Here is a 19677-nt window from a genome sequence, read left to right on the forward strand (position 1 = left end):
TTCGGGCACTGCGCGTACCCGGCGTACGGCGGTCCCTACCCTCCAGTACCTTGTACGCGTGCTTCAGCCGCCATCACCCCGCAAACGCCGGGGCCGCCTCCTGCGTTCCGGGGCCGCCTCGATGGTCCTGCTGTCGGTCGCCGGATATCTGGCGGTGCAGTACGTCACCGGGGGCGCGGGCGCCCCGGGCTGCAAGGTGGTCTCCGGCGAGAACAGCGGGTCGGCCTACGAGTTCACGCCGGAGCAGGCGGTGAACGCGGCGACGATCACCGCCGTGGGCACCGCGCGCGGACTGCCGGAGCGGGCGGTAACGATCGCGCTGGCGACCGCGTTGCAGGAGTCGGCGCTGCGCAACCTCGACCACGGCGACCGGGACTCGCTCGGCCTGTTCCAGCAGCGGCCCTCGCAGGGCTGGGGCACGCCGAAGGAGATCATGGACCCGGCCTACTCGGCGGGCCTGTTCTACGACCACCTGGTCAAGGTGCCCGGCTACCTCGACCTGCCGCTCACCGACGCGGCCCAGCGCGTGCAGCGCAGCGGCTTCCCGTACGCCTACGCCAAGCACGAGCCGGACGCCGGTCTGCTGGCCGCCGCGCTGACCGGGCGGTCCGCGGCGACCCTGACCTGCGACGGCCGCCCCGGTGCGGCCCCGGAGACGGGTCCGGACGCGGTGCGCGCGGCGCTCGTGCGGGACTTCAGCCGCGAGGTGCTGCAGCCGGCCGGCGCGGAGACGGGCAGCGCCTCCGCGTCCGCCACTGCCTCGCCCTCGCCCTCGCCGGCCGCGGGTGCCGGGGGCGGCTCCGACGGGCGGACCGTGACGCTGCCCGTGACCGCCGACGCCGGGTCGGGTTCGGGATCGGCGCAGAGCCCTGAGCAACGTGGCTGGCAGTTGGCGCACTGGGCGGTGGCCAACGCCTCCTCGCTGCGCATCCAGCAGGTCTCCTTCGCGGGCCGGGTGTGGACCGCGGGGAACACCGACAGCAAGTGGTATCCGACGGGCACCGGTGACGCCAAGGGCGCCGAGCGGGCCACGGGGTCGGTGCGGATCACGACCGCGCCGTAGCGCTCGCCCGTACGAGCCGTCACTCCGGGGAGTTGTCCGCTCGGGCGTCGGGCGACGCGGTGCGCGCGGGCGCGCGCCGCCTTTCCCGGATGTCCCGGAGCCCAGGGAATTCAAGGGCTGTAAGGATTCGGCGGACTTTCTGGACGGGCGCCCTTTTGCCCGTTTTTCTGTGCACCCGATAATGCGACGTATTACCAACTCTTTGCGTTGTCTCGCCGCAACCTTCGTGTCGTTCGAGCGGTAGTCACTGCGTCCGGGCCCGGTCGATCACTCGCCGGGCACGGTCGGATCACCCATCGTTCTTCCGTCGAAGGAGCATCATGTCCCTCCCCCTGACCCGTCGGATCGCCCGTGCCGCGCTGCTCGTCGCCGCGGGAGCGGCAGCCGGGGTGGGTGCGGCCGGCTCCGCCGGTGCGGCTGCCCAGTTGCCCGCCACCCCGGACCTCGGCGGGCTGACCGCCCTGGACGGGGCGAACCTGGACGGGGCGGACGTCGGCGGCACCGTCGAGTCCGTCGCGCAGGCCGTGCCGCAGGCGCAGAAGGCCACCGGGGCACTGCCGCTGGGCTGAGCGGGCGGTGGTGCGGGGCGGGGTCCGGCAGTGCCGGGCCCCGCCTCCGCGTCTCGCCTGCGTCGGTGCGGTGTGGGCCGGTGGCCCGGCGTTGGTGGGTGGTCGGGCGGTCAGGGGGCCAGGCGTTGGGCGGCCGACCGGATCTGTTCGTCCGTCGCGGTGAGGGCTACGCGGACGAAGTTCTTGCCCGCGGGGCCGTAGAAGTCGCCCGGGGCCACCAGGATGCCGCGTTCGGCCAGATGGGCCACCGTGTCCCAGCAGGACTCCTCGCGGCCGGCCCAGAGGTAGAGGCCGGCCTCGCTGTGCTCGATGCGGAAGCCGTGGCCGAGCAGGGCCGCCCGCAGGGCCGCGCGCCGGGCGGCGTAGCGCTCGCGCTGGACGCGGACGTGCTCGTCGTCGCCGAGGGCCGCCACCACGGCCGCCTGCGTCGGTGCCGGCATCATCATGCCGCCGTGCTTGCGGATCTCCAGGAGCGGGCCGAGGACGGCCGGGTCGCCGGCCAGGAAGGCCGCGCGGTACCCCGCGAGGTTGGAGCGCTTGGACAGGGAGTGAACGGCGACCAGCCCGTCGTACGAGCCGCCGTTGACCTCCGGGTGCAGCACGGAGACCGGGGCGGCCTCCCAGCCCAGTTCCAGGTAGCACTCGTCGGAGGCGATCAGGACGCCGTGCTCGCGCGCCCAGGCGACGATGCGGGCCAGGTCCGCCTTGGACAGGACCCTGCCCGTCGGGTTGGACGGGGAGTTGAGCCACAGGAGCTTCAGGCCCGCCGGGTCCAGCTCGGCCGGGTCGTCGTAGGCCTCGTACTGCGCGCGGGCCAGGCGCGCGCCGACCTCGTACGTCGGGTAGGCCAGCCGGGGGAACGCCACCCGGTCGCCGGGGCCGAGGCCCAGCTGGGTGGGGAGCCAGGCGACGAGTTCCTTGGAGCCGACGACGGGCAGCACATGGCGGTGGGTGACGTCGTGGGCGCCGAGGCGGCGCTCGACCCAGCCGGTGATCGCGTCGCGCAGGGCGGGCGTGCCCCAGACGGTCGGGTAGCCCGGGGAGTCCGCCGCGTCGATGAGGGCCTTCTGGATCAGCTCGGGGACCGGGTCGACGGGGGTGCCGACGGAGAGGTCGACGATGCCGTCGGGGTGCGCTGCGGCCGTCTTCTTGTACGGCTCCAGCTTGTCCCAGGGGAAGGCGGGCAAGCGGTCGGAGACTGCGGACACGGTTCTGGCTCACTTTCATCGGTGCGCGTCGGTACGGCAAACGCCTCGGCCCCGTGCGGCGCCGATCGGATGCGATCAGGCCGTACGGGACCGAGGCGGCGCGGGTGCTTACGCCTGCGGCGGCAGCGCGGCGACGAAGGGGTGGTCGCGCTCGATCAGCCCCAGCTTGCTGGCGCCGCCCGGCGAGCCGAGTTCGTCGAAGAACTCGACGTTCGCCTTGTAGTAGTCCTTCCACTCCTCCGGAGTGTCGTCCTCGTAGAAGATCGCCTCGACCGGGCAGACCGGCTCACAGGCACCACAGTCGACGCATTCGTCCGGGTGGATGTACAAGGACCGCTGGCCCTCGTAGATGCAGTCGACCGGGCACTCCTCGATGCACGCCTTGTCCTTCACGTCGACACAAGGCTGCGCGATGACGTAGGTCACGCTGTCGTTCCTCCTCGATTGGGCGCTGGCGGGCCTCCTCAGGCTCCGCCGCCTGGCGCGCGGGAGCGCGGCGTCGTCGATGCCCGCCCCTAGTATCTCCGTTCTTGGGCATGATCCGAACAGGAGGGGTGAACCGACCCGTGGATTTCTCTGCCGCAGGACGCCTTGAGGTCCGTATCACCGCTGCTGACATGGGGAAACGAGTCTCCGTACGGCGCTTGAACGATGGTGGTGTCGCGGGTGAGAAGTTCACTGACACGGTAGGGGTTCTCACATCATGGGACGACGGTGTGCTGCTGATCACACGGAAGAGTGGTGAAACCGTCCGTGTCGCGGAGTCCGCGCTGGTCGCGGGGAAGGTGGTGCCGTCCGCACCCGCCCGCCGCCGCGGTCCCGCCGCGTCCTTCGCGGAGCTGGCGCGGGTCGCCGCACGGGCCTGGCCTGCGGTGGAGAGCGAGCGGCTCGGCGCCTGGGAGCTGCGGGCCGCCGCCGGGTTCACGCGACGGGCCAACTCGGTACTGCCGCTCGGCGATCCCGGACTGCCGCTCGACGAGGCGCTGACCGCCGTACGGCGCTGGTACGGGGCGCGCGGTCTGCCCGCGTACGTCCAGACGGCCACCGGGGCCGTGGGCACGCAGGAGCCGCTGTGCGCGGAGCTGGAGCGGCGGGGCTGGATCCGGGAGGTGACGGCCGAGGTGTGGACCGGCGCGCTGGCACCGGTCGCCGACCTGGCCGAGGGCGCCGGAGTGGTCCTGTCCCGGGAGGCGGACGAGGCGTGGCTGACGCGGTACCAGCGCAAGGGCGTCAGCGAGGTGGCCCTGCGGGTGCTGGGTGCCGGGCCGTCGGTGTGGTTCGCCACCGTGCCCGGTGCGGACGCTCCCACGGCGATCGGGCGGTGTGTCGTGGACGGGCGGTGGGCATCCTTCGCGGCCGTCGAGGTCGACCCCGCCCAGCGGCGACGGGGGCTCGCGACCGCCGTGATGGCCGCGCTGGCCCGGCGGGCGCTCGACGAGGGCGCCTCGGCGGCGTGGCTCCAGGTGGAGACGGACAACGCGGGGGCGCGGGCCCTGTACGCCCGGACGGGCTTCGCGGCGCATCACACGTACCACCACTACCGGGAGCCCGCGAGCGCCGGGACCGACCGGTGACCGACCACCCTGAAAGGGCACGAGCCGACCATGCGTCATCTCCGTCCCCGTCCCCCCTCGCCCCAACGCTCCGCCGAGCTGCGGCGGCGGTTCGCCGAGGAGGCGCGGTCCGAGCGGCCCGATCTGGCGACGCTGTGCCTGCTGGTGGGCGCGGAGGCGGACGGGGCGCTGGACGAGGCGGGGCTGGACGCCGCGCAGATGGAGCTGGACCGGCTGGCCGGAGAGCTGCCGTTCCGGCCGGGCACGCCGCGGGCCTGGGCGGTGGCGCTGCGCGATCTGCTCGGTGAGCGGTACGGGTTCCACGGCCTGGCCGCGGACTACCGGCGGCTGGAGTCGTCGTTGCTGCACGAGGTGCTGCGGCGCCGGCGCGGGTTGCCGATCATGCTGTCGGTGGTGTGGCTCGAGGTGGCCAGGCGGGCGGGGGCGCCGGTGTACGGGGTCGCGCTGCCGGGGCACTTCATGGTCGGGTTCGGGACCGAGTCCGGGCCGGACGAGCGGGTGTTCGCCGATCCGTTCGACGGGGGACGGGTGCTCACCGGGGGCGACGCGGAGGCGCTGGTCGCCGGGGCGGCGCAGGCGGGGGTACGGGCGTCGGACCTGGAGCCCGCGGCGCCGCTGGAGGTGGTGTCGCGGATCCTGAACAACATCCGGGCGTGGGCGGCGGGGCGGCCGGAGCAGTCGGCCGTGGGGTTGTGGGCGATCGAGTTGGCGCTGCTGCTGCCGGCGCACCCGGCGCGGTTGCGGTACGAGCGGGCGCTGCTGCTGGTGCGGCGGGGGGAGTTCTCGGCGGGGGCCGGGGAGTTGGAGGCGTACGCGGAGGTGGTGGGGGCGGTGGACGAGGAGGCCGCGGAGCAGGTGCGGCGGGAGGCGCGGACGGCCAGGTCGATGTTGAACTGAGGCTTCGCCCACGCGCCGCAGAGCTTCTGCCGTCGTGCGACCGCCGCTGGGACGTGGCTGGTCGCGCAGTTCCCCGCGCCCCTTCTGGGTGCTACAGCCAGCCCTTGTTTCTGGCTACCTGGACGGCCTCCGCCCTGTTTCTGACCGCCAGCTTCTGGATGGCTGTGGAGAGGTAGTTGCGGACGGTGCCCTGGGAGAGGTGGAGGGCCTTGGCGAGTTCGGCGTTGGTGGAGCCGTCGGCGGCCGTGCGCAGGATCTCGCGTTCGCGGTCGGTGAGGGGGTTGGCGCCCTCGGCGAGGGCCGCCGCCGCCAGCGTCGGGTCGATGACCCGCTCCCCCGCCAGCACCTTGCGTACCGCGTCGGCGAGTTGGGCCGCCGGGGCGTCCTTGACCAGAAAGGCGTCGGCGCCGGACTCCATGGCGCTGCGCAGATGGCCGGGGCGGCCGAAGGTGGTGAGGACGACCAGCTTGACGGCCGGGAGTTCCCGGTGGAGCAGGGCCGCCGCCTCGATACCGGTCGCACCCGGCATCTCGATGTCCAGCAGGGCCACGTCCACGCCGTGCGCGCGGGCGGCGTCCAGCGCCTCGTCGCCGCGGGCCACCTGGGCGACGACCTCGATGTCGTCCTCCAGACCGAGCAGGGCGGCCAGTGCCTCGCGGACCATCGCCTGGTCCTCCGCCAGCAGGACCTTGATCGTGCGGCTCATGCACCGGATCCTATGTCGGCTCCCGCACCCGCCGGAACGCGGGCGACCAGCCGGAACCCCCGGCGGGACCGGCCGGCCTCCAGCGCGCCGCCCGCCTTCTCCAGGCGCTCGGCGAGACCGGTCAGGCCGTTGCCCGGGACGTTCGCGTGGCCGGGGCCGCCCGAGCCGTCGTCCTCCACCGACAGCTCGAACACGGGCCCGTCCAGCGTCTGGCGGCCGAGCAGTTCCACCACGCAGCGCCGGGCGCCGCTGTGCCGTACGACGTTGGTGATCGCCTCGCGCAGCGCCCAGGCGAGGGCGGCCTCGGACTCCTCGGGGACGCCGGTCAGATCCGGCTCGGCGGGCAGCTCGGCGATCACCCCGGCCGCCGTCAACGCCACTTTCGCGCCCGCGAGTTCGCCGACGAAGCGGGGGCGCCGGTAGCCGGTGACGGCCTCGCGCACGTCGACCAGGGCCTGGCGGCTGACCTGTTCGATGTCGGCGACCTGCTGGGCGGCCTTGTCGGGGTGGCCGGGGAGCATACGGCCCGCCAGCTCGCTCTTCAGGGTGATCAGGGAGAGCGAGTGGCCGAGCAGGTCGTGCAGATCGCGGGCGAGGCGCAGCCGCTCCTCGTTGGCGGCGAGCTGGGCGACGGTGGCGCGGGCCTCGCGCAGGGCGACGGTCGTGCGGATCAGTTCCCGAATGCCGGTCATGGCGAAGCCGCCGAGCAGCGCCGGGAGCAGCAGGGCGCCGATGAAGGACGCCCCGTCCCGTACCGTCAGCGCGAGCACGGTGAGCAGTGCCGACGCGCCGGGGATCGTCCAGCGGGCGAGTCGCGCGGGCAGGGCGGCGCCGGAGGCGATCGACACGTAGACGAAGAGCACCAGCCACTCGCGGCCCAGGGCGAGGGTGAGGGCGGAGGACTGGGCCGCGAGGACCGCGAGGGAGCCGAGGACGGCGGCGGTCCGCTCGCCGCGGCTGTTGCGGAAGAGCAGCAGCATGTACCAGACGACGAACACAGCGAGGCCGCTCCAGCCGAGGACCCGGGCGCCCGGAGAGTGACCGCCGTGCAGCAGATCGCCGACCGGGGCGCTCAGGTAGGCCAGCCAGATGCTGGTCCACAGCACCTTGATGGTCCGCTGCCTGCGGTTCTCCGGGCGCTGCCCGATGCCGATGCCGCTCACGCCTTCAGCGTGTCCTTCCGGTACAGCCAGGCCGCGCCGCCCGCGAAGAGGAGGAAGTAGACGGCGAGGACGGCGAGGTCCTGTGCGTGCGGGGCCCGGCTCTGTTCGATCGACCGCCCCAGGGCAGCGTACGCGTGCGTGGGCAGCCACTCGGCGATGTCCCGGAGCCACTGCGGGAAGGTGGTGGTGGGCATCCACAGGCCGCCGAGCATGGACAGGCCGAAGTACACGATCATCGTGATCGGGCGGACCGCGTCCCCGGACGCCAGGTAGCCGATGGCGACGCCGAGCGCGGCGAAGACCAGGCTGCCGGCCCAGATCACGCCGGTGAGCGCGAGCCACTGCCAGGCGTCCAGGCGTACGTCCTTCACGGCCGCGGCGACGACGAAGACGACGACGATGGAGGGCAGGCTGACGACGGCGGCGCTCGCGGTCTTGGCGAGGACGTAGCCGCGGCCCGGGAGGGTGGTCAGCCGCAGTTGCCGTACCCAGCCGTTCTCGCGCTCCTTGGCGATGCGTTCGCTGTTGCCCATCAGAACGGCGGTCAGGGCGCCGAAGGAGGCCATGGAGACCATGAAGAAGGTCGGCAGGGTCAGTCCTGTGCCGTCGACCTCGGTGGTGCTGTCGGCGCTGCCCGCGATCAGCAGGAACAGGGCCGAGGGGTAGATCACGGAGAAGAAGAGGAACTTGCGGTTGCGCAGGGCGCGGGTGAGTTCGAGCTTGATCAGGGTGTTCACGGCTGCTTGGCCTCCTCGGCGGCGGTGAGGGCGACGAAGGCCTGCTCGAGTCCGAGGCCGGCGACTTCGAGGTTGCGGGGGAACAGGCCGAGTCCGTACACGGCGTGCACGGTGGCGTCGGCGTCGGAGGACTGGATGCGGACGGTGTGTCCCGGCCCCGCGGCGGAGCCGTTGTGCGACACCGTCAGGGAGGTCAGGAAGGGCAGCGCGCGCAGCGACGCCTCGTCGATCGCGCCCTCCAGGTCGAAGGAGACCCGGCGTGCTCCGGCCTTGGCCTTGATCTCGGCGGCGGTGCCGTCGGCCAGCAGCCGGCCCCGGTGCAGTACGAGCACCCGGTCGGCGATGGCGTCGGCCTCCTCCAGGTAGTGGGTGGCGAACAGCACGGTGCGGCCCTGTTCGGCCTGCTCGCGCATGGTGGCCCAGAAGGTCTGGCGGGAGGTGACGTCCATGCCGGTGGTGGGCTCGTCCAGGACGATCAGGTCGCTGTCGCCCGCGGTGGCGAGCGCGAAGCGGACCCGCTGGGCCTGGCCGCCGGAGAGCTTGTCCACCCGGCGGTCGGCGATCTTGGTGAGTCCGGCGCGGGCCAGCACGTCGGCGACCGGGTACGCCCTGGGGTGCAGCGCGCAGCCCAGCCGGACGAGTTCGGCGACCGTGACCTCGTCCATCAGCCCGCCGCTCTGCAGCATGGCGCCCACCCGTCCGGCGACGATGGCCTCGCGGGGCTCGGTGCCGAAGACGCGGACCGTGCCGCTGTCGGGGTGCCGGAGGCCGAGCAGCAGGTCGAGGGCGGTCGACTTGCCGGCCCCGTTCGGGCCGAGGAGCGCCACGGTCTCCCCGGCGTGCAGGGCGAGCGTCAGCCCGTCGACGGCCCGGACATCTCCGTAGCTCTTGGTCACCTGGTCGAACCCGACCGCCGTTGTCGTCGTCATGCCCCCATCGTGGCCGCGACGGGCGGGCGGCCGGCAGTGTCGGCGGTCCCGAGTGCCGGATGACAGATGTCATACGGCTGACACGGCTGCCGCCGCCGTGCGCCGCGTACGACGGCAGGGGCGCCCGGCGAGTGCCGTGCGCCCCTGCCGTGGGCCGGTGTCAGCTCGGGTCGGTGTCGATGACCGCGACCCGGTCGGTCTTGCTCTTCAGCGCCACGCGCAGGGCGCCGTACACGTCCTCGGGGGTGACCGGTGTCTTCTTGCCGTCGGCCCGGGTGACGAGCACTCCGTCGAAGGCCCCGCCGTAGAGGTCCTGGAGGGCCTTCAGGTCGGGCTTGTCGACCAGTTGGCCGTTGACGGCGGTGACCCGGAGGAACTTCCACAGCGACTTCTCCGGGCTCATGGGCACGGAGTGCGCGGCGTCCGTCTGCACGGTCACCTGGGCCGACATGGCCGGCTCGGCGAACTCCTTCAGCATCCGGTCGACCTCGGCATTGGAGATCTTGGGCTGCTGGGTGGTGGTCGGCACGGTCACCGAGGTGGCGGTGCCCGTCTCCACCTGGGCGCGGTACGCCGCCTGCACGGCCTCGGTCGACCTGTCAACGTCTATGCCCTGCCCCGCCTTGCCGTACACGGGGACGGCCTTGCCGGACTCGAACTTGATCGTGCCCTCGGTCATCGAACCGGCCCCGCCCGCGGCGTCGGTGAGGGCGGCGTGCAGCTTCTCCTCGTCGACCGGCATGACCGGGTCGACGACCCGCTGCCGGCCGAAGAGCGAGCCGATCACGGAGACCGGGTTGTAGTCGCTCGTCGCCGCCGCGCTGGCCGTGGCCTGGGTGTCGAGCTGGAGCCCGGCCTGGTCCGGCTTCAGGGAGACGGACTCGCCGCCCACCGTGAGCTGGAGCGGCTTGCCCGCGCGGGCGCCGAGGGCGTTGTCCAGTTTCTCGACGGCGTCGTCGCGGGTGCCGCCGCCGATGTCGACGCCGAGCACGGTGGTGCCCTTGGGCACGTCGGAGCGGTTCATGAGCAGGCCGGCGCCGTAGGCGACACCGGCGACGAAGACCAGGCCGCCGACGAGCAGCGGGAGCTTGCGCCCCTTCTTCTTGGCGGGCTTGGCGGAGCCTGCCGGCGGCGCGGAGACCGGCTCGGGCAGCTTGGGCGGCGTGTGCGGCAGAGGTCCGTCGGCGGACCCGCCCTGGAACGGGGCGTTCCGGTCGCTCGGTACGACGGGGATGCCGCTGGTGACGGTGTTCCCGGAGATGTTGTCCGGGTTGCCGTAGCCGGGGGTGCCCGGTTCGGGGACGGGGATCTGCGGGGTGAGGACCGCGGTGTCGTCGCTGAGCCCACCGCCGGGTCCGCCAGCGTGCGGCCTGCCCTGACCGCCGGGCCCACCGGGACCGTCAGGCCCGCCGGGGCCGCGCATGCCGTTCGGCACGGGCCCGTGCTGTCCGCCGGGACCGCCGGCCGAGGCCGACGCCAGTGCGCCGTCCCCGGTGACCGGGCCGCCCGTCGGGCCCGCCGGGCCCTGGGTGTCGCCGTACGGGGAGCCGCCGTTCGGGCCGTTGTGGGAGCCGGGGCCCTGGCCGCCCTGCCCGTCCTGCGCGAAGTACGGAAGGTCGTCGCGGTGCGGCTCGTGGCCCGCGTCGGCGCGGGGCCGGCCGCCGTTGCCGCCCAGCGGCCCCGCCGCCAGTGCCTCGGTCACGTCGAAGGATCCGGTGCCGCCGCCGTGGCCGGGAGCCACGGGTCCGCCGGTCGCCCCGGGGAGGCCGGCGCCGTTGGTGGAGCCGGGCGCGGTCATGGAGCCGACGACGCCACCGGGACGGCCACTTCCGCCGCCCGGCCGCGCACCGGCGGGGGCAGGAGCGCCGTTGGAGCCCGCGCCGGGTGCGCCCTGGCCGCCGGCCACCGCTCCCGAACCACCGGGCTGACCGGCGCCGTTGGTGGAGCCGCCACCTTGAGCGCCCTTGCCCGTACCGGACTTGCGCGGCGCGAACCAGTCGCTGGTCGGCTTCGTCCCGGCCGGCTGAGCGGGCTCGGCGGGAGTCTCGGCGGGGCGGCTCACGGGTGCGGGCGCGGGGGCGCTCGGTGCCGGTGCGGGCCGCTCGGCCTTCGGCTCGGTGCCGCCCGTGCCGCCCGGGACGCCGTCGGCGTCCGTGACGGGCTTGCGCATGACGACCGGCGGAATGGGCCGCGACCCGGGGATGTTGATCCGGATACGGGTGGTCAGCGTCGTCTCGGTCTTGCGCTCCTCCGGCCGCGCGGCCGAAGCACCCGCGTCCGTGGCGGCGTCGGAAGCCGTGGGTGTCCCGTAGGGCGGGGTGCCCGAGGGGTATGCGGCTCCGCCGCGCCCGTTGGGCCCGGAGGACGGACTGTCAGTTTCACGACTCAAGGCAGGTTCTCCCGGTTGGCTCCGCCGCCCGTCACACCGTAAAAGCGGGCGGCCCGGCGGCGCGCACCACCATACTGGCCACGTGTCGCGCGTATCCCGCGACCGCTGGGGAAACCCGCACCGGACTCGCGCGTCGGGGCCTGGGCGAAGTAGTACGTCACTTGCGAAGTCGGACGGCGTCGCCGTCCGGTTGCCGCACCGGTGCGAGCGTGGCGCACATCACAGCGGCGGCGATCCCGCCGAGCAGGAAGAGGTAGGAGCCGCCGGCGGCGGCGAAGAGGAAGTCGCCCTCCGGACGGCTGGTGGTGAGCAGGACCACGGCGAGCGCCCAGCCCACGGCGGGCGCGACGGCCCCGCCCCGGCGCCCCACGGCACGGCCCGCCCCGAGGCACAGCCCCACCTCGGCGGCCAGCGCGAGCAGCAGCCCGCCCGGGAACCACGCGGGCTGCACCAGCGCCCCGGCCACACCGACGACGGCACCGAGAAGGAAGAGCCCCAGGTAGAGGACGGCGCGCGCGGGCGAGGGCGCGCGCGGCGGCTGGGCCAGGGCGGAGGTGCCCGGCTCGCTGCGCCCGCTCACAACGCCTCCCCGATCCCGTTCCCGGCGACCCCGGCGACCCCGGCGACCCCGGCGACCCCGGCGACCCCGGCGAAGAGATCGTTCTCACGTCCGTGTCCGTCACCGGCCGGCTCACCCCGCACCAGTTCATAGAACTCGGTGGTGAAGAGGGGCTGGGCCAGTTCGTTGGAGAGGACGAAGTACGGTTCGGCCACCGTGATCTGTGTGGCGTGGGCGCGCATCGCGTCGGCCTTGGCGGCGGCGTACGCGGTGCCCTCGCCGTGGATCTCGGTGGTGACGTGCTCGTCGTCCACGACGCCCGGTACGTCCTCGACACCGGCCGCCTTCTCGAACGGCAGGCCGGGCAGGTCGTCGCGCAGCCGCGCGAAGGCGTCCTCGGCGTGGGAGCGCGGGACGCGGTTCCAGTACACCTTGGCGACGGGGCACCCGGCCTCGTCCGCCAGCTCCACCGCCCGCATGGCGACGCGGTGGGCCTGGATGTGGTCGGGGTGGCCGTACCCGCCGTCGGGGTCGTAGGTGACGAGCACCTGCGGGCGCACCTCGCGGATCACGTCGACGAGGAGTCCGGCGGCCCGGTCGAGGTCCGCCTGCCACAGACAGCCGGGGTCGTCGTTGTCGTCGAGGCCCATCATCCCGGAGTCGGCGAACCGGCCCGGCCCGCCGAGCAGCCGGAAGTCCTCGACGCCGAGCGCGCGCATGGCCTCCGCCAGCTCACCCCCGCGGTGCCGGCCGAGAGCGGCTCCGGCCAGGTGCCCGAGGCCGGGCGGGATGACCTCGCCCCGCTCACCGAGGGTGCACGTCACCAGCGTCACGTGGGCGCCCTCGGCCGCGTACCGGGCCATGGTGACGCCGTTGTTGATCGACTCGTCGTCCGGGTGCGCGTGCACCAGCAGCAGACGCCGGCCGGGGAGTTCCGTCATGGGCTCCACCCTATGAGACGCCGGAGCACCGCTCACACGTGCGCCTGCTGCCCGCCGGTGCAGCAGCCACGGCAACGACCGGGGTCGGGCACGCGGAACCCGACCGGTAGAGGCGTGTTCACCCGCCGACGGCACCGAAGCGCGCAGGATCATCACTCGGCGCGGCCGACCGATGTCCGGACTCAGGCAACTCCCTGCCCTGGAACGGCGGTACGGGGCAGCAGACGGCCTTCGTCGAGCAACTGCGCGCACCGTGAACACTTCACCCCGAAGTGTTCACGCCTCCAGAGACGCCACCCCCGGACAGCCGCCGGACAGCCGCCGAACCGGCCCGGCGTGCCTGCGAGGAAGCGGGCGGCCGACACCCCGCTCAGAACTTGATGCTGCCGATCATCCCCGCGATGTTCGTCGTCAGCTCACTGATCGTGGGCGCGATGGTCGACGAGGCCAGGTAGAAGCCGAGAAGCATGCAGACCACCGCATGCCCCGCCTTCAGACCTGACTTCTTGACCAGCAGGAAGACGACGATCGCCAGCAGCACAACCGCCGAAATCGAGAGTGCCACGGCGGCTCACCTCCAATAAGCCCAGGGACATGGGGGGGGGTCGGTCGCAGTCGAACCTTGGGGCAGATAAATCCACACAGCAAGCACCTGGTTGATACCCACTATGCGCTAGTGATCATAACTATCCGTGCGCGCGCATCTCTCGGCGCACGGCCGCACAAGGGGGCGCATGGCCAATATGGTCAAGGTATGACGACCGAGTCCGACTCCTTCCCCAAACGGCACGCCCGCACCCAGCGGTTCACGCTCGGCGCGCCGCGTTCGTTCACCGTGGCACCCGATGGTTCACGGGTCGCCTTCCTGCGCTCCGGTACCGGCACGGACCGGGCCAATTCGCTGTGGATCCTCGACGTGGAGGAGGGCGGGGAGCGCGTCGTCGCCGACCCCCACGCCCTCCTGGGCGGCGCCGAGGAGCACTTGTCCCCCGAGGAACGCGCGCGACGCGAACGCAGCCGCGAGGGCGGCGCCGGCATCGTCGGGTACGCCACCGACGCGGCGGTCGAGCTGGCCTCTTTCGCCTTGTCGGGGCGGCTCCACACGGCCGATCTGCGGGACGGGAGCGCGCGCGAACTGCCCACCCCCGGACCGGTGATCGACCCCCGCCCCGCCCCCGACGGCCGGCACATCGCCTACGTCGCCCGGGGCACCCTGCGGGTCGTGGGCGCCGAGGGCGAGGGGGACAGGGCACTGGCCGAGGCGGACGCCGACGGCGTCACCTACGGACTCGCCGAGTTCATCGCCGCCGAGGAGATGAAACGCAACCGGGGCTTCTGGTGGGGCCCGGACTCGGACCGGCTGCTGGTGGCGCGCGTGGACGACACGCCGGTGAGCCGGTGGTGGATCTCCGACCCGGCCCACCCCGAGCGTGATCCACAACACATCCCGTACCCGGCCGCCGGCACCGCCAACGCGGACGTACGGCTGTTCGCGATCGGCCTCGACGGAGAGCGCACGGAGGTCCTCTGGGACCGGGCGCGGTATCCGTATCTGGCGCAAGTGCACTGGTCAGCGGCGGGTGCGCCACTGCTTCTCGTACAAGCGCGCGACCAGCGCAGTCAGCTGTTCCTGGCCGTGGACACGGAGTCCGGGACGACCCGGATGGTGCACGCGGACGAAGATCCAATTTGGCTGGAACTCTTCCTCGGCGTTCCCTGCCGGAGCCCCTCCGGGCAGCTCGTGCGGATCGCCGACGAGGGCGGCGCACGCGTACTGGCGGTCGGTGAACGCCCACTGACCGGCGCTCAGTTGCATCTGCGCGCGGTGCTGGACGTCTCCGCGGACGATGTGCTGGTCTCCGCGTCGGCGGGCGAGGAGGCGGCCGACCCGGAGACGGGCGAGGTGCACGTGTACCGGGTGAACGAACTCGGCGTGGAGCGCGTCTCGCAGGAGCCCGGCGTGCACTCGGCGGTGCGCGCCGGGAGCGTGACCGTCCTCGTCTCCGCCACCCTCGACCGGCCGGGGACCCGGGCACAGGTGCTGCGGGACGGGAAGCCCACGGCGACCGTCGCCTCGTATGCCGAAGACCCCGGTTTGTCCCCGCGCGTGACGCTCACCCAGGGGGGCGCACGCCGCATCCCGTGCGCCGTGCTTATGCCGACGGACTACCACGGTGACACCCTCCTCCCCGTCCTCCTGGACCCGTACGGTGGCCCGCACGGTCAGCGCGTGGTGGCCGCCCACAACGCCCACCTCACCTCGCAGTGGTTCGCCGACCAGGGCTTCGCGGTGGTCGTCGCCGACGGCCGCGGCACCCCCGGCCACTCCCCCGCCTGGGAGAAGTCCGTCAAGGACGACGTGGCCGCGGTGGTCCTCCAGGACCAGGTCGACGCGCTCCAGGCGCTCGCCGCCGACTTCCCGCTCGACCTGGACCGCGTCGCCATCCGCGGCTGGTCCTTCGGCGGCTATCTGGCCGCGCTGGCGGCGCTGCGCCGTCCGGACGTCTTCCACGCCGCCGTCGTGGGCGCCCCGGTCACCGATCTGCGGCTCTACGACACCCACTACCAGGAGCGGTACCTGGGCCACCCCGACGAGCAGCCGGAGGTCTACCGCCGCAACTCGGTGATCGACGACGCGGGCCTGGTCGACGCCGCCGAGCCGCACCGGCCCATGATGATCGTCCACGGGCTGGCCGACGACAACGTGGTGGTCGCCCACTCCCTGCGCCTGTCCTCGGCGCTCCTGGCCGCCGGCCGCCCCCATGAGGTGCTGCCCCTGTCCGGGGTCACCCACATGACCCCCCAGGAGTCGGTCGCCGAGAACCTGCTGCTGCTCCAGGTGGACTTCCTCAAGCGGTCGCTGGCCCGGCGGCCCGACCTCACCCGTACGCGCCAACCGCTTTAACACACAGGCAACTTCACAGAAGCGGTACCGATATACGGACGCGCGAGGCTGATCAGCGTACGGCCGTGCGGGTGCCGTAAGCGGGCCGGGGAGCGCCATGTCACCCCGGCCCGCTGCCACGCTCCTCCGGCGGCACGACCTGCTTCTCCTCCGCGAAGTGGCACGCCGAGTCGTGGGCCGCGGGTCCCGAGACGGTCCGGAACTCGGCGGGCACGGCCAGCGCCGGCACCTCCAGCGCGCAACGCTCCCGTGCCTTCCAGCAGCGGGTGCGAAAGCGGCAGCCGGACGGGATGTTGGTGGGGGACGGCACATCGCCCACCAGGATGATCCGCTCCCGGTGCTCCCGGGCCTCCGGGTCCGGCACGGGCACGGCGGACAGCAGTGCCTGGGTGTAGGGGTGCGTGGGATGGTCGTAGATCTCGGCGTCGCGGCCGGTCTCCACGATGCGCCCGAGGTACATCACGCCGACCCGGTCCGAGATGTGCCGGACGATCGACAGGTCGTGGGCGATGAAGATGTAGGACAGGTCGAACTCGTCCTGGAGGCGGGCCATCAGATTGATGACCTGCGCCTGCACGGACACGTCGAGGGCCGAGACCGGCTCGTCGGCGACGATGATCTCCGGGCGCAGCGCGAGTCCCCGCGCGATGCCGATGCGCTGGCGCTGGCCGCCGGAGAACTGGTGCGGGTAGCGGTTGATGTACTCCGGGTTCAGCCCGACCACGTCCAGCAGTTGCCGCACGCGCCCCCGCCGGTCGCCCCTGGGGGCCACCTCGGGGTGGATGTCGTAGGCCTCCCCGATGATGTCGCCCACCGTCATGCGGGGGTTGAGCGAGGTGTAGGGGTCCTGGAAGACCATCTGGATGTTGCGGCGTACGGCCTTCAGGGCCCGGCCCGAGAGCCGGGTGATGTCCTCGCCCTTGTAGCGGATCTCGCCGGCCGTCGGCCTCTCCAGGTTGACCAGCATCTTGGCGACGGTGGACTTGCCGCAGCCGGACTCGCCGACGATGCCCAGTGTCTCGCCGCGGTCGAGGTGGAAGTCGACGCCGTCGACGGCCTTCACCGCGCCGACCTGCTTCTTGAAGAGGATGCCGGAGGTGAGCGGGTAGTGCTTGACCAGCCCCCTGACCTCCAGGATCGGCTCAGCCATGCAGGCACTCCCTCCAAAAGTGGCAGGCGCTGCCCCGTTCCGCGTCGGACTCGGTGACGTCGTACAGCGGGGGCACGTCGGTGCGGCAAACGTCCTGGGCCATCGGGCAGCGCGGGTGGAAGGCGCAGCCGGGCGGGATGCGGGTGAGGTTGGGCGGCAGGCCCTTGATGGCGTACAGCTCCCGGCCCTTCTGGTCCAGGCGCGGGATCGACTCCAGCAGGCCGCGGGTGTACGGGTGCGCCGGGGCCTTGTAGATGTCGTGGACCGGCGCGGTCTCCACGATCCGGCCCGCGTACATCACGGCGATCCTGTCGGCCACGTCGGCGACCACGCCCAGGTCGTGGGTGATGAGGATCAGGCCCATGCGCAGCTCGCGCTGGAGTTCCGCGAGCAGGTCCATGACCTGGGCCTGGACGGTGACGTTGAGGGCGGTGGTCGGTTCGTCGGCGATGATCAGCTTGGGTTCCAGGGCCATCGCCATCGCGATCATGATGCGCTGGCGCATGCCGCCGGAGAACTGGTGCGGGTACTGCCGCACCCGCTCCCTTGCGGCCGGGATGCGCACCCGGTCCATCAGCTCGACGGCCTTGGTCCGCGCGTCCTTGCGGGACATGCCGCGGTGCACGGTGAACATCTCGCCGAGTTGGTCGCCGACGGTCAGGACGGGATTCAGCGACGACAGCGCGTCCTGGAAGATCATCGCCATCTCGGCGCCGCGGACCTTGCGGCGCTCCTCCTCCTTGAGCTTCAGCAGGTCCCGGCCCTCGAAGAGGACCTCCCCCGCGGTGATGCGGCCGGGCGGGATGTCGAGGATGCCCATGACGGTCTGGGCGGTGACGGACTTGCCGGAGCCGGACTCGCCGAGGACGGCCAGGGTCTCGCCCGCGTCCACGCCGTAGCTGACGCCGTTGACGGCCTTGGCGACGCCGTCCCGGGTGTGGAACTCCACGTGCAGGTCGCGCACTTCGAGCAGCATGGCGGCGGCTCACCTCAGCTTCGGGTCGAGGGCGTCGCGCACCGCGTCGCCGAGCATGATGAACGCGAGGACGGTGACTGCCAGCGCGCCCGACGGCCACAGCAGCGCGTGCGGGGCGTTGCGGACGTAGGGGGCGGCGGCGGAGATGTCGATGCCCCAGGAGACGCTGGGCGGCTTCAGGCCGACGCCGAGGAAGGACAGGGTCGCCTCCAGCGAGATGTACGTGCCGAGCGCGATGGTGGCCACGACGATGACGGGCGCGACGGCGTTGGGCGTGATGTGCCGCAGCAGCAGCCGGGAGTTGGAGGCGCCCAGCGCGCGGGCGGCCTGGACGTAGTCGTTCTGCTTGGCGGTGATGACCGAGCCGCGGGCGATGCGGGAGATCTGCGGCCAGCCGAGCAGCACGATGAAGCCGATGACCGGCCAGACGGTGTTGCTGGTGATGACGGAGAGCAGGACCAGGCCGCCGAGGACGACCGGGATCGCGAAGAAGACGTCGGTGACCCGGGACAGGATCGCGTCCCCCGTGCCGCCGAAGAACCCGGCGAGTCCGCCGAGCACGCTGCCGAGGACCGCGACCCCGAGCGTGGCGAGGACGCCGACCGCCACCGAGGTACGGGCGCCGTAGACGGTGCGGGTGTAGACGTCGCAGCCCTGGCCGTTGAAGCCGAAGGGGTGGCCGGACTGGGAGCCCTGCTGGGCCTTGGCCAGGTCGCACTTGAGGGGGCTGTCGGGGGCGATCACGGACGGCCACACGGAGATGAAGACCAGGAAGAGGATCACCAGCGCGGAGATGATGAAGACGGGGTTGCGGCGCAGGTCGTGCCAGGCGTCGGACCACAGGCTGCGCGCCTTCTCCCGGGGGCCGGTGCCGTCCGGTGCGCCGGGTGTCTGTTCGAGCGTCGCCGCCTCGCTCGCGCCGAGGTCCATCTGCCCGCCCATGCCGGTGCCGGCGATGGCGCGCTCGGGTTCGTGAGGCTGCTGCTCAGGCATAGCGGATCCTCGGGTCCAGTACGGCGTACAGGAGGTCGACGACGAGGTTGGCGACGAGGAAGACGAGGACCAGGACGGTGACGAAGCCGACGACGGTCTGCGTGTTCTGCCGCAGGATGCCCTGGTAGAGCTGGTAGCCGACGCCGTGGATGTTGAAGATCCGCTCGGTGACGATGGCGCCGCCCATCAGGGCGCCGATGTCGGTGCCGATGAAGGTGACGACGGGGATCAGGGAGTTGCGCAGCAGGTGCCGGGTGATGACCCGGCGGCGCGGCAGGCCCTTGGCGATGGCCGTGCGGACGTAGTCGGAGCGCCGGTTCTCCGCGATGGAGGTGCGGGTCAGCCGGGTGACGTAGGCCAGTGAGACCGAGGCGAGGACCAGGCCGGGGACGATCAGCTCGCCGAAGGTCGCCTCGGCGGAGACGGCCGGTTCGATCCAGCCCCACTTGACGCCGAGCAGGAGTTGGAGCAGCAGGCCGGTGACGAAGGTGGGGACGGAGATGACGACCAGGGTGAGCAGCAGGACGCCGGTGTCGACGGGGCGGCCGCGGCGCAGGCCGGTGACGACGCCGAGGACGATGCCGACGACGATCTCGAAGAGGATGGCGACGATCGTCAGGCGGATGGTGACGGGGAAGGCCGTGCCCATCAGCTCGGTGACCGGCTGGCCGTTGAAGGCGGTGCCGAAGTCGCCGGTGAAGACGTTGCCCATGTAGGTCAGGTACTGCCGCCACACGGGCTTGTCGAGGCCGAAGTCCCTCCTCAGCTGGGCGGCGGTCGCCGGGTCGCACTCGCGGTCGCCGCACAGTCCCGCGATGGGGTCGCCCATCACGTTGACCATCAGGAAGATCAGCAGCGTGGCCCCGATGAAGACCGGGATCATCTGGAGCAGCCGCCGGACGACATAGCGTCCCATGG

General features: G+C 72.6%; 18 protein-coding genes and 1 pseudogene. 5 read left to right on the forward strand and 14 right to left on the reverse strand.

Going from position 1 to position 19677, the window contains the following annotated elements:
• The first annotated feature begins 58 nt into the window (after positions 1 to 58).
• Together AC4IHM_RS10780 and AC4IHM_RS10785 are read left to right on the forward strand one after the other, a co-directional pair.
• The gene (locus AC4IHM_RS10780) at positions 59 to 1063 is read left to right on the forward strand and encodes a VldE C-terminal domain-containing protein (protein WP_490866845.1); all 1005 of its coding nucleotides are present in this window, start codon (positions 59 to 61) and stop codon (positions 1061 to 1063) included.
• A gap of 320 nt (positions 1064 to 1383) precedes the next feature.
• Positions 1384 to 1614 (forward strand): annotated as a pseudogene (locus tag AC4IHM_RS10785) (ATP-binding protein); the annotation flags it as partial.
• Between the two features lie 128 nt (positions 1615 to 1742).
• On the opposite strand, the gene AC4IHM_RS10790 reads toward AC4IHM_RS10785, so the two are convergent.
• Both AC4IHM_RS10790 and fdxA read right to left on the reverse strand, forming a co-directional pair.
• Complete coding sequence (locus AC4IHM_RS10790) at positions 1743 to 2840, reverse strand: bifunctional succinyldiaminopimelate transaminase/glutamate-prephenate aminotransferase (protein ID WP_490866846.1); 1098 nt, start codon at positions 2838 to 2840, stop codon at positions 1743 to 1745.
• Between the two features lie 108 nt (positions 2841 to 2948).
• On the reverse strand, positions 2949 to 3266 hold the full coding sequence (gene fdxA, locus AC4IHM_RS10795) for a ferredoxin (RefSeq protein ID WP_005480604.1): 318 nt from the start codon (positions 3264 to 3266) through the stop codon (positions 2949 to 2951).
• 140 nt (positions 3267 to 3406) lie between these two features.
• Here fdxA and AC4IHM_RS10800 point away from each other — a divergent pair, with 140 nt between their 5' ends.
• Together AC4IHM_RS10800 and AC4IHM_RS10805 are read left to right on the forward strand one after the other, a co-directional pair.
• Positions 3407 to 4414 carry a GNAT family N-acetyltransferase gene (locus AC4IHM_RS10800; protein ID WP_490866847.1) on the forward strand — a complete coding sequence of 336 codons (1008 nt, stop codon included), beginning with the start codon at positions 3407 to 3409 and terminating at the stop codon, positions 4412 to 4414.
• A gap of 30 nt (positions 4415 to 4444) precedes the next feature.
• Positions 4445 to 5311: a transglutaminase family protein gene (locus AC4IHM_RS10805; protein WP_490866848.1), complete on the forward strand. Its 867-nt coding sequence runs from the start codon at positions 4445 to 4447 to the stop codon at positions 5309 to 5311.
• Positions 5312 to 5402: 91 nt separating this feature from the next.
• On the opposite strand, the gene AC4IHM_RS10810 is transcribed toward AC4IHM_RS10805, so the two are convergent.
• From AC4IHM_RS10810 to AC4IHM_RS10845, 8 genes are all read right to left on the reverse strand, one after another.
• Entirely contained in the window at positions 5403 to 6017 is a 615-nt protein-coding gene (locus AC4IHM_RS10810; protein WP_490866849.1) for a response regulator transcription factor, read from the reverse strand.
• Positions 6014 to 7180 carry a sensor histidine kinase gene (locus AC4IHM_RS10815; RefSeq protein ID WP_490866850.1) on the reverse strand — a complete coding sequence of 389 codons (1167 nt, stop codon included), beginning with the start codon at positions 7178 to 7180 and terminating at the stop codon, positions 6014 to 6016. Before AC4IHM_RS10815 ends, AC4IHM_RS10810 begins: the two co-directional genes overlap by 4 nt.
• The gene (locus AC4IHM_RS10820) at positions 7177 to 7917 is read right to left on the reverse strand and encodes an ABC transporter permease (protein ID WP_490866851.1); all 741 of its coding nucleotides are present in this window, start codon (positions 7915 to 7917) and stop codon (positions 7177 to 7179) included. Before AC4IHM_RS10820 ends, AC4IHM_RS10815 begins: the two co-directional genes overlap by 4 nt.
• Positions 7914 to 8846, reverse strand: a complete 933-nt coding sequence (locus AC4IHM_RS10825) for an ABC transporter ATP-binding protein (RefSeq protein ID WP_490866852.1) — start codon at positions 8844 to 8846, stop codon at positions 7914 to 7916. Before AC4IHM_RS10825 ends, AC4IHM_RS10820 begins: the two co-directional genes overlap by 4 nt.
• A gap of 160 nt (positions 8847 to 9006) precedes the next feature.
• On the reverse strand, positions 9007 to 11235 hold the full coding sequence (locus AC4IHM_RS10830) for a hypothetical protein (protein ID WP_490866853.1): 2229 nt from the start codon (positions 11233 to 11235) through the stop codon (positions 9007 to 9009).
• Positions 11236 to 11392: 157 nt separating this feature from the next.
• Positions 11393 to 11815, reverse strand: a complete 423-nt coding sequence (locus AC4IHM_RS10835; protein ID WP_490866854.1) for a DUF6113 family protein — start codon at positions 11813 to 11815, stop codon at positions 11393 to 11395.
• Positions 11812 to 12735: an N-acetyl-1-D-myo-inositol-2-amino-2-deoxy-alpha-D-glucopyranoside deacetylase gene (mshB, locus tag AC4IHM_RS10840; RefSeq protein WP_490866855.1), complete on the reverse strand. Its 924-nt coding sequence runs from the start codon at positions 12733 to 12735 to the stop codon at positions 11812 to 11814. Before mshB ends, AC4IHM_RS10835 begins: the two co-directional genes overlap by 4 nt.
• A gap of 370 nt (positions 12736 to 13105) precedes the next feature.
• A complete protein-coding gene (locus AC4IHM_RS10845; RefSeq protein WP_266521076.1) occupies positions 13106 to 13300 on the reverse strand; it encodes a hypothetical protein in 195 nt (64 codons plus the stop codon).
• 189 nt (positions 13301 to 13489) lie between these two features.
• On the opposite strand from AC4IHM_RS10845, the gene AC4IHM_RS10850 reads away from it, so the two are divergent.
• Positions 13490 to 15640 carry a S9 family peptidase gene (locus AC4IHM_RS10850; protein ID WP_490866856.1) on the forward strand — a complete coding sequence of 717 codons (2151 nt, stop codon included), beginning with the start codon at positions 13490 to 13492 and terminating at the stop codon, positions 15638 to 15640.
• Positions 15641 to 15740: 100 nt separating this feature from the next.
• Here the strand turns inward: AC4IHM_RS10850 and AC4IHM_RS10855 are convergent, their stop codons facing one another.
• The 4 genes from AC4IHM_RS10855 to AC4IHM_RS10870 are packed head-to-tail and all read right to left on the reverse strand — an operon-like array spanning position 15741 to position 19675.
• A complete protein-coding gene (locus AC4IHM_RS10855; RefSeq protein WP_490866857.1) occupies positions 15741 to 16790 on the reverse strand; it encodes an ABC transporter ATP-binding protein in 1050 nt (349 codons plus the stop codon).
• Positions 16783 to 17766, reverse strand: a complete 984-nt coding sequence (locus AC4IHM_RS10860) for an ABC transporter ATP-binding protein (protein ID WP_490866858.1) — start codon at positions 17764 to 17766, stop codon at positions 16783 to 16785. Before AC4IHM_RS10860 ends, AC4IHM_RS10855 begins: the two co-directional genes overlap by 8 nt.
• Before the next feature lie 9 nt (positions 17767 to 17775).
• Positions 17776 to 18759 carry an ABC transporter permease gene (locus AC4IHM_RS10865; RefSeq protein WP_490866859.1) on the reverse strand — a complete coding sequence of 328 codons (984 nt, stop codon included), beginning with the start codon at positions 18757 to 18759 and terminating at the stop codon, positions 17776 to 17778.
• Complete coding sequence (locus AC4IHM_RS10870) at positions 18752 to 19675, reverse strand: ABC transporter permease (protein WP_490866860.1); 924 nt, start codon at positions 19673 to 19675, stop codon at positions 18752 to 18754. The genes AC4IHM_RS10865 and AC4IHM_RS10870 overlap by 8 nt, the downstream gene beginning before the upstream one ends.
• Positions 19676 to 19677 lie beyond the last annotated feature (2 nt).

The organism is Streptomyces sp. SL06 (genome assembly GCF_058244745.1).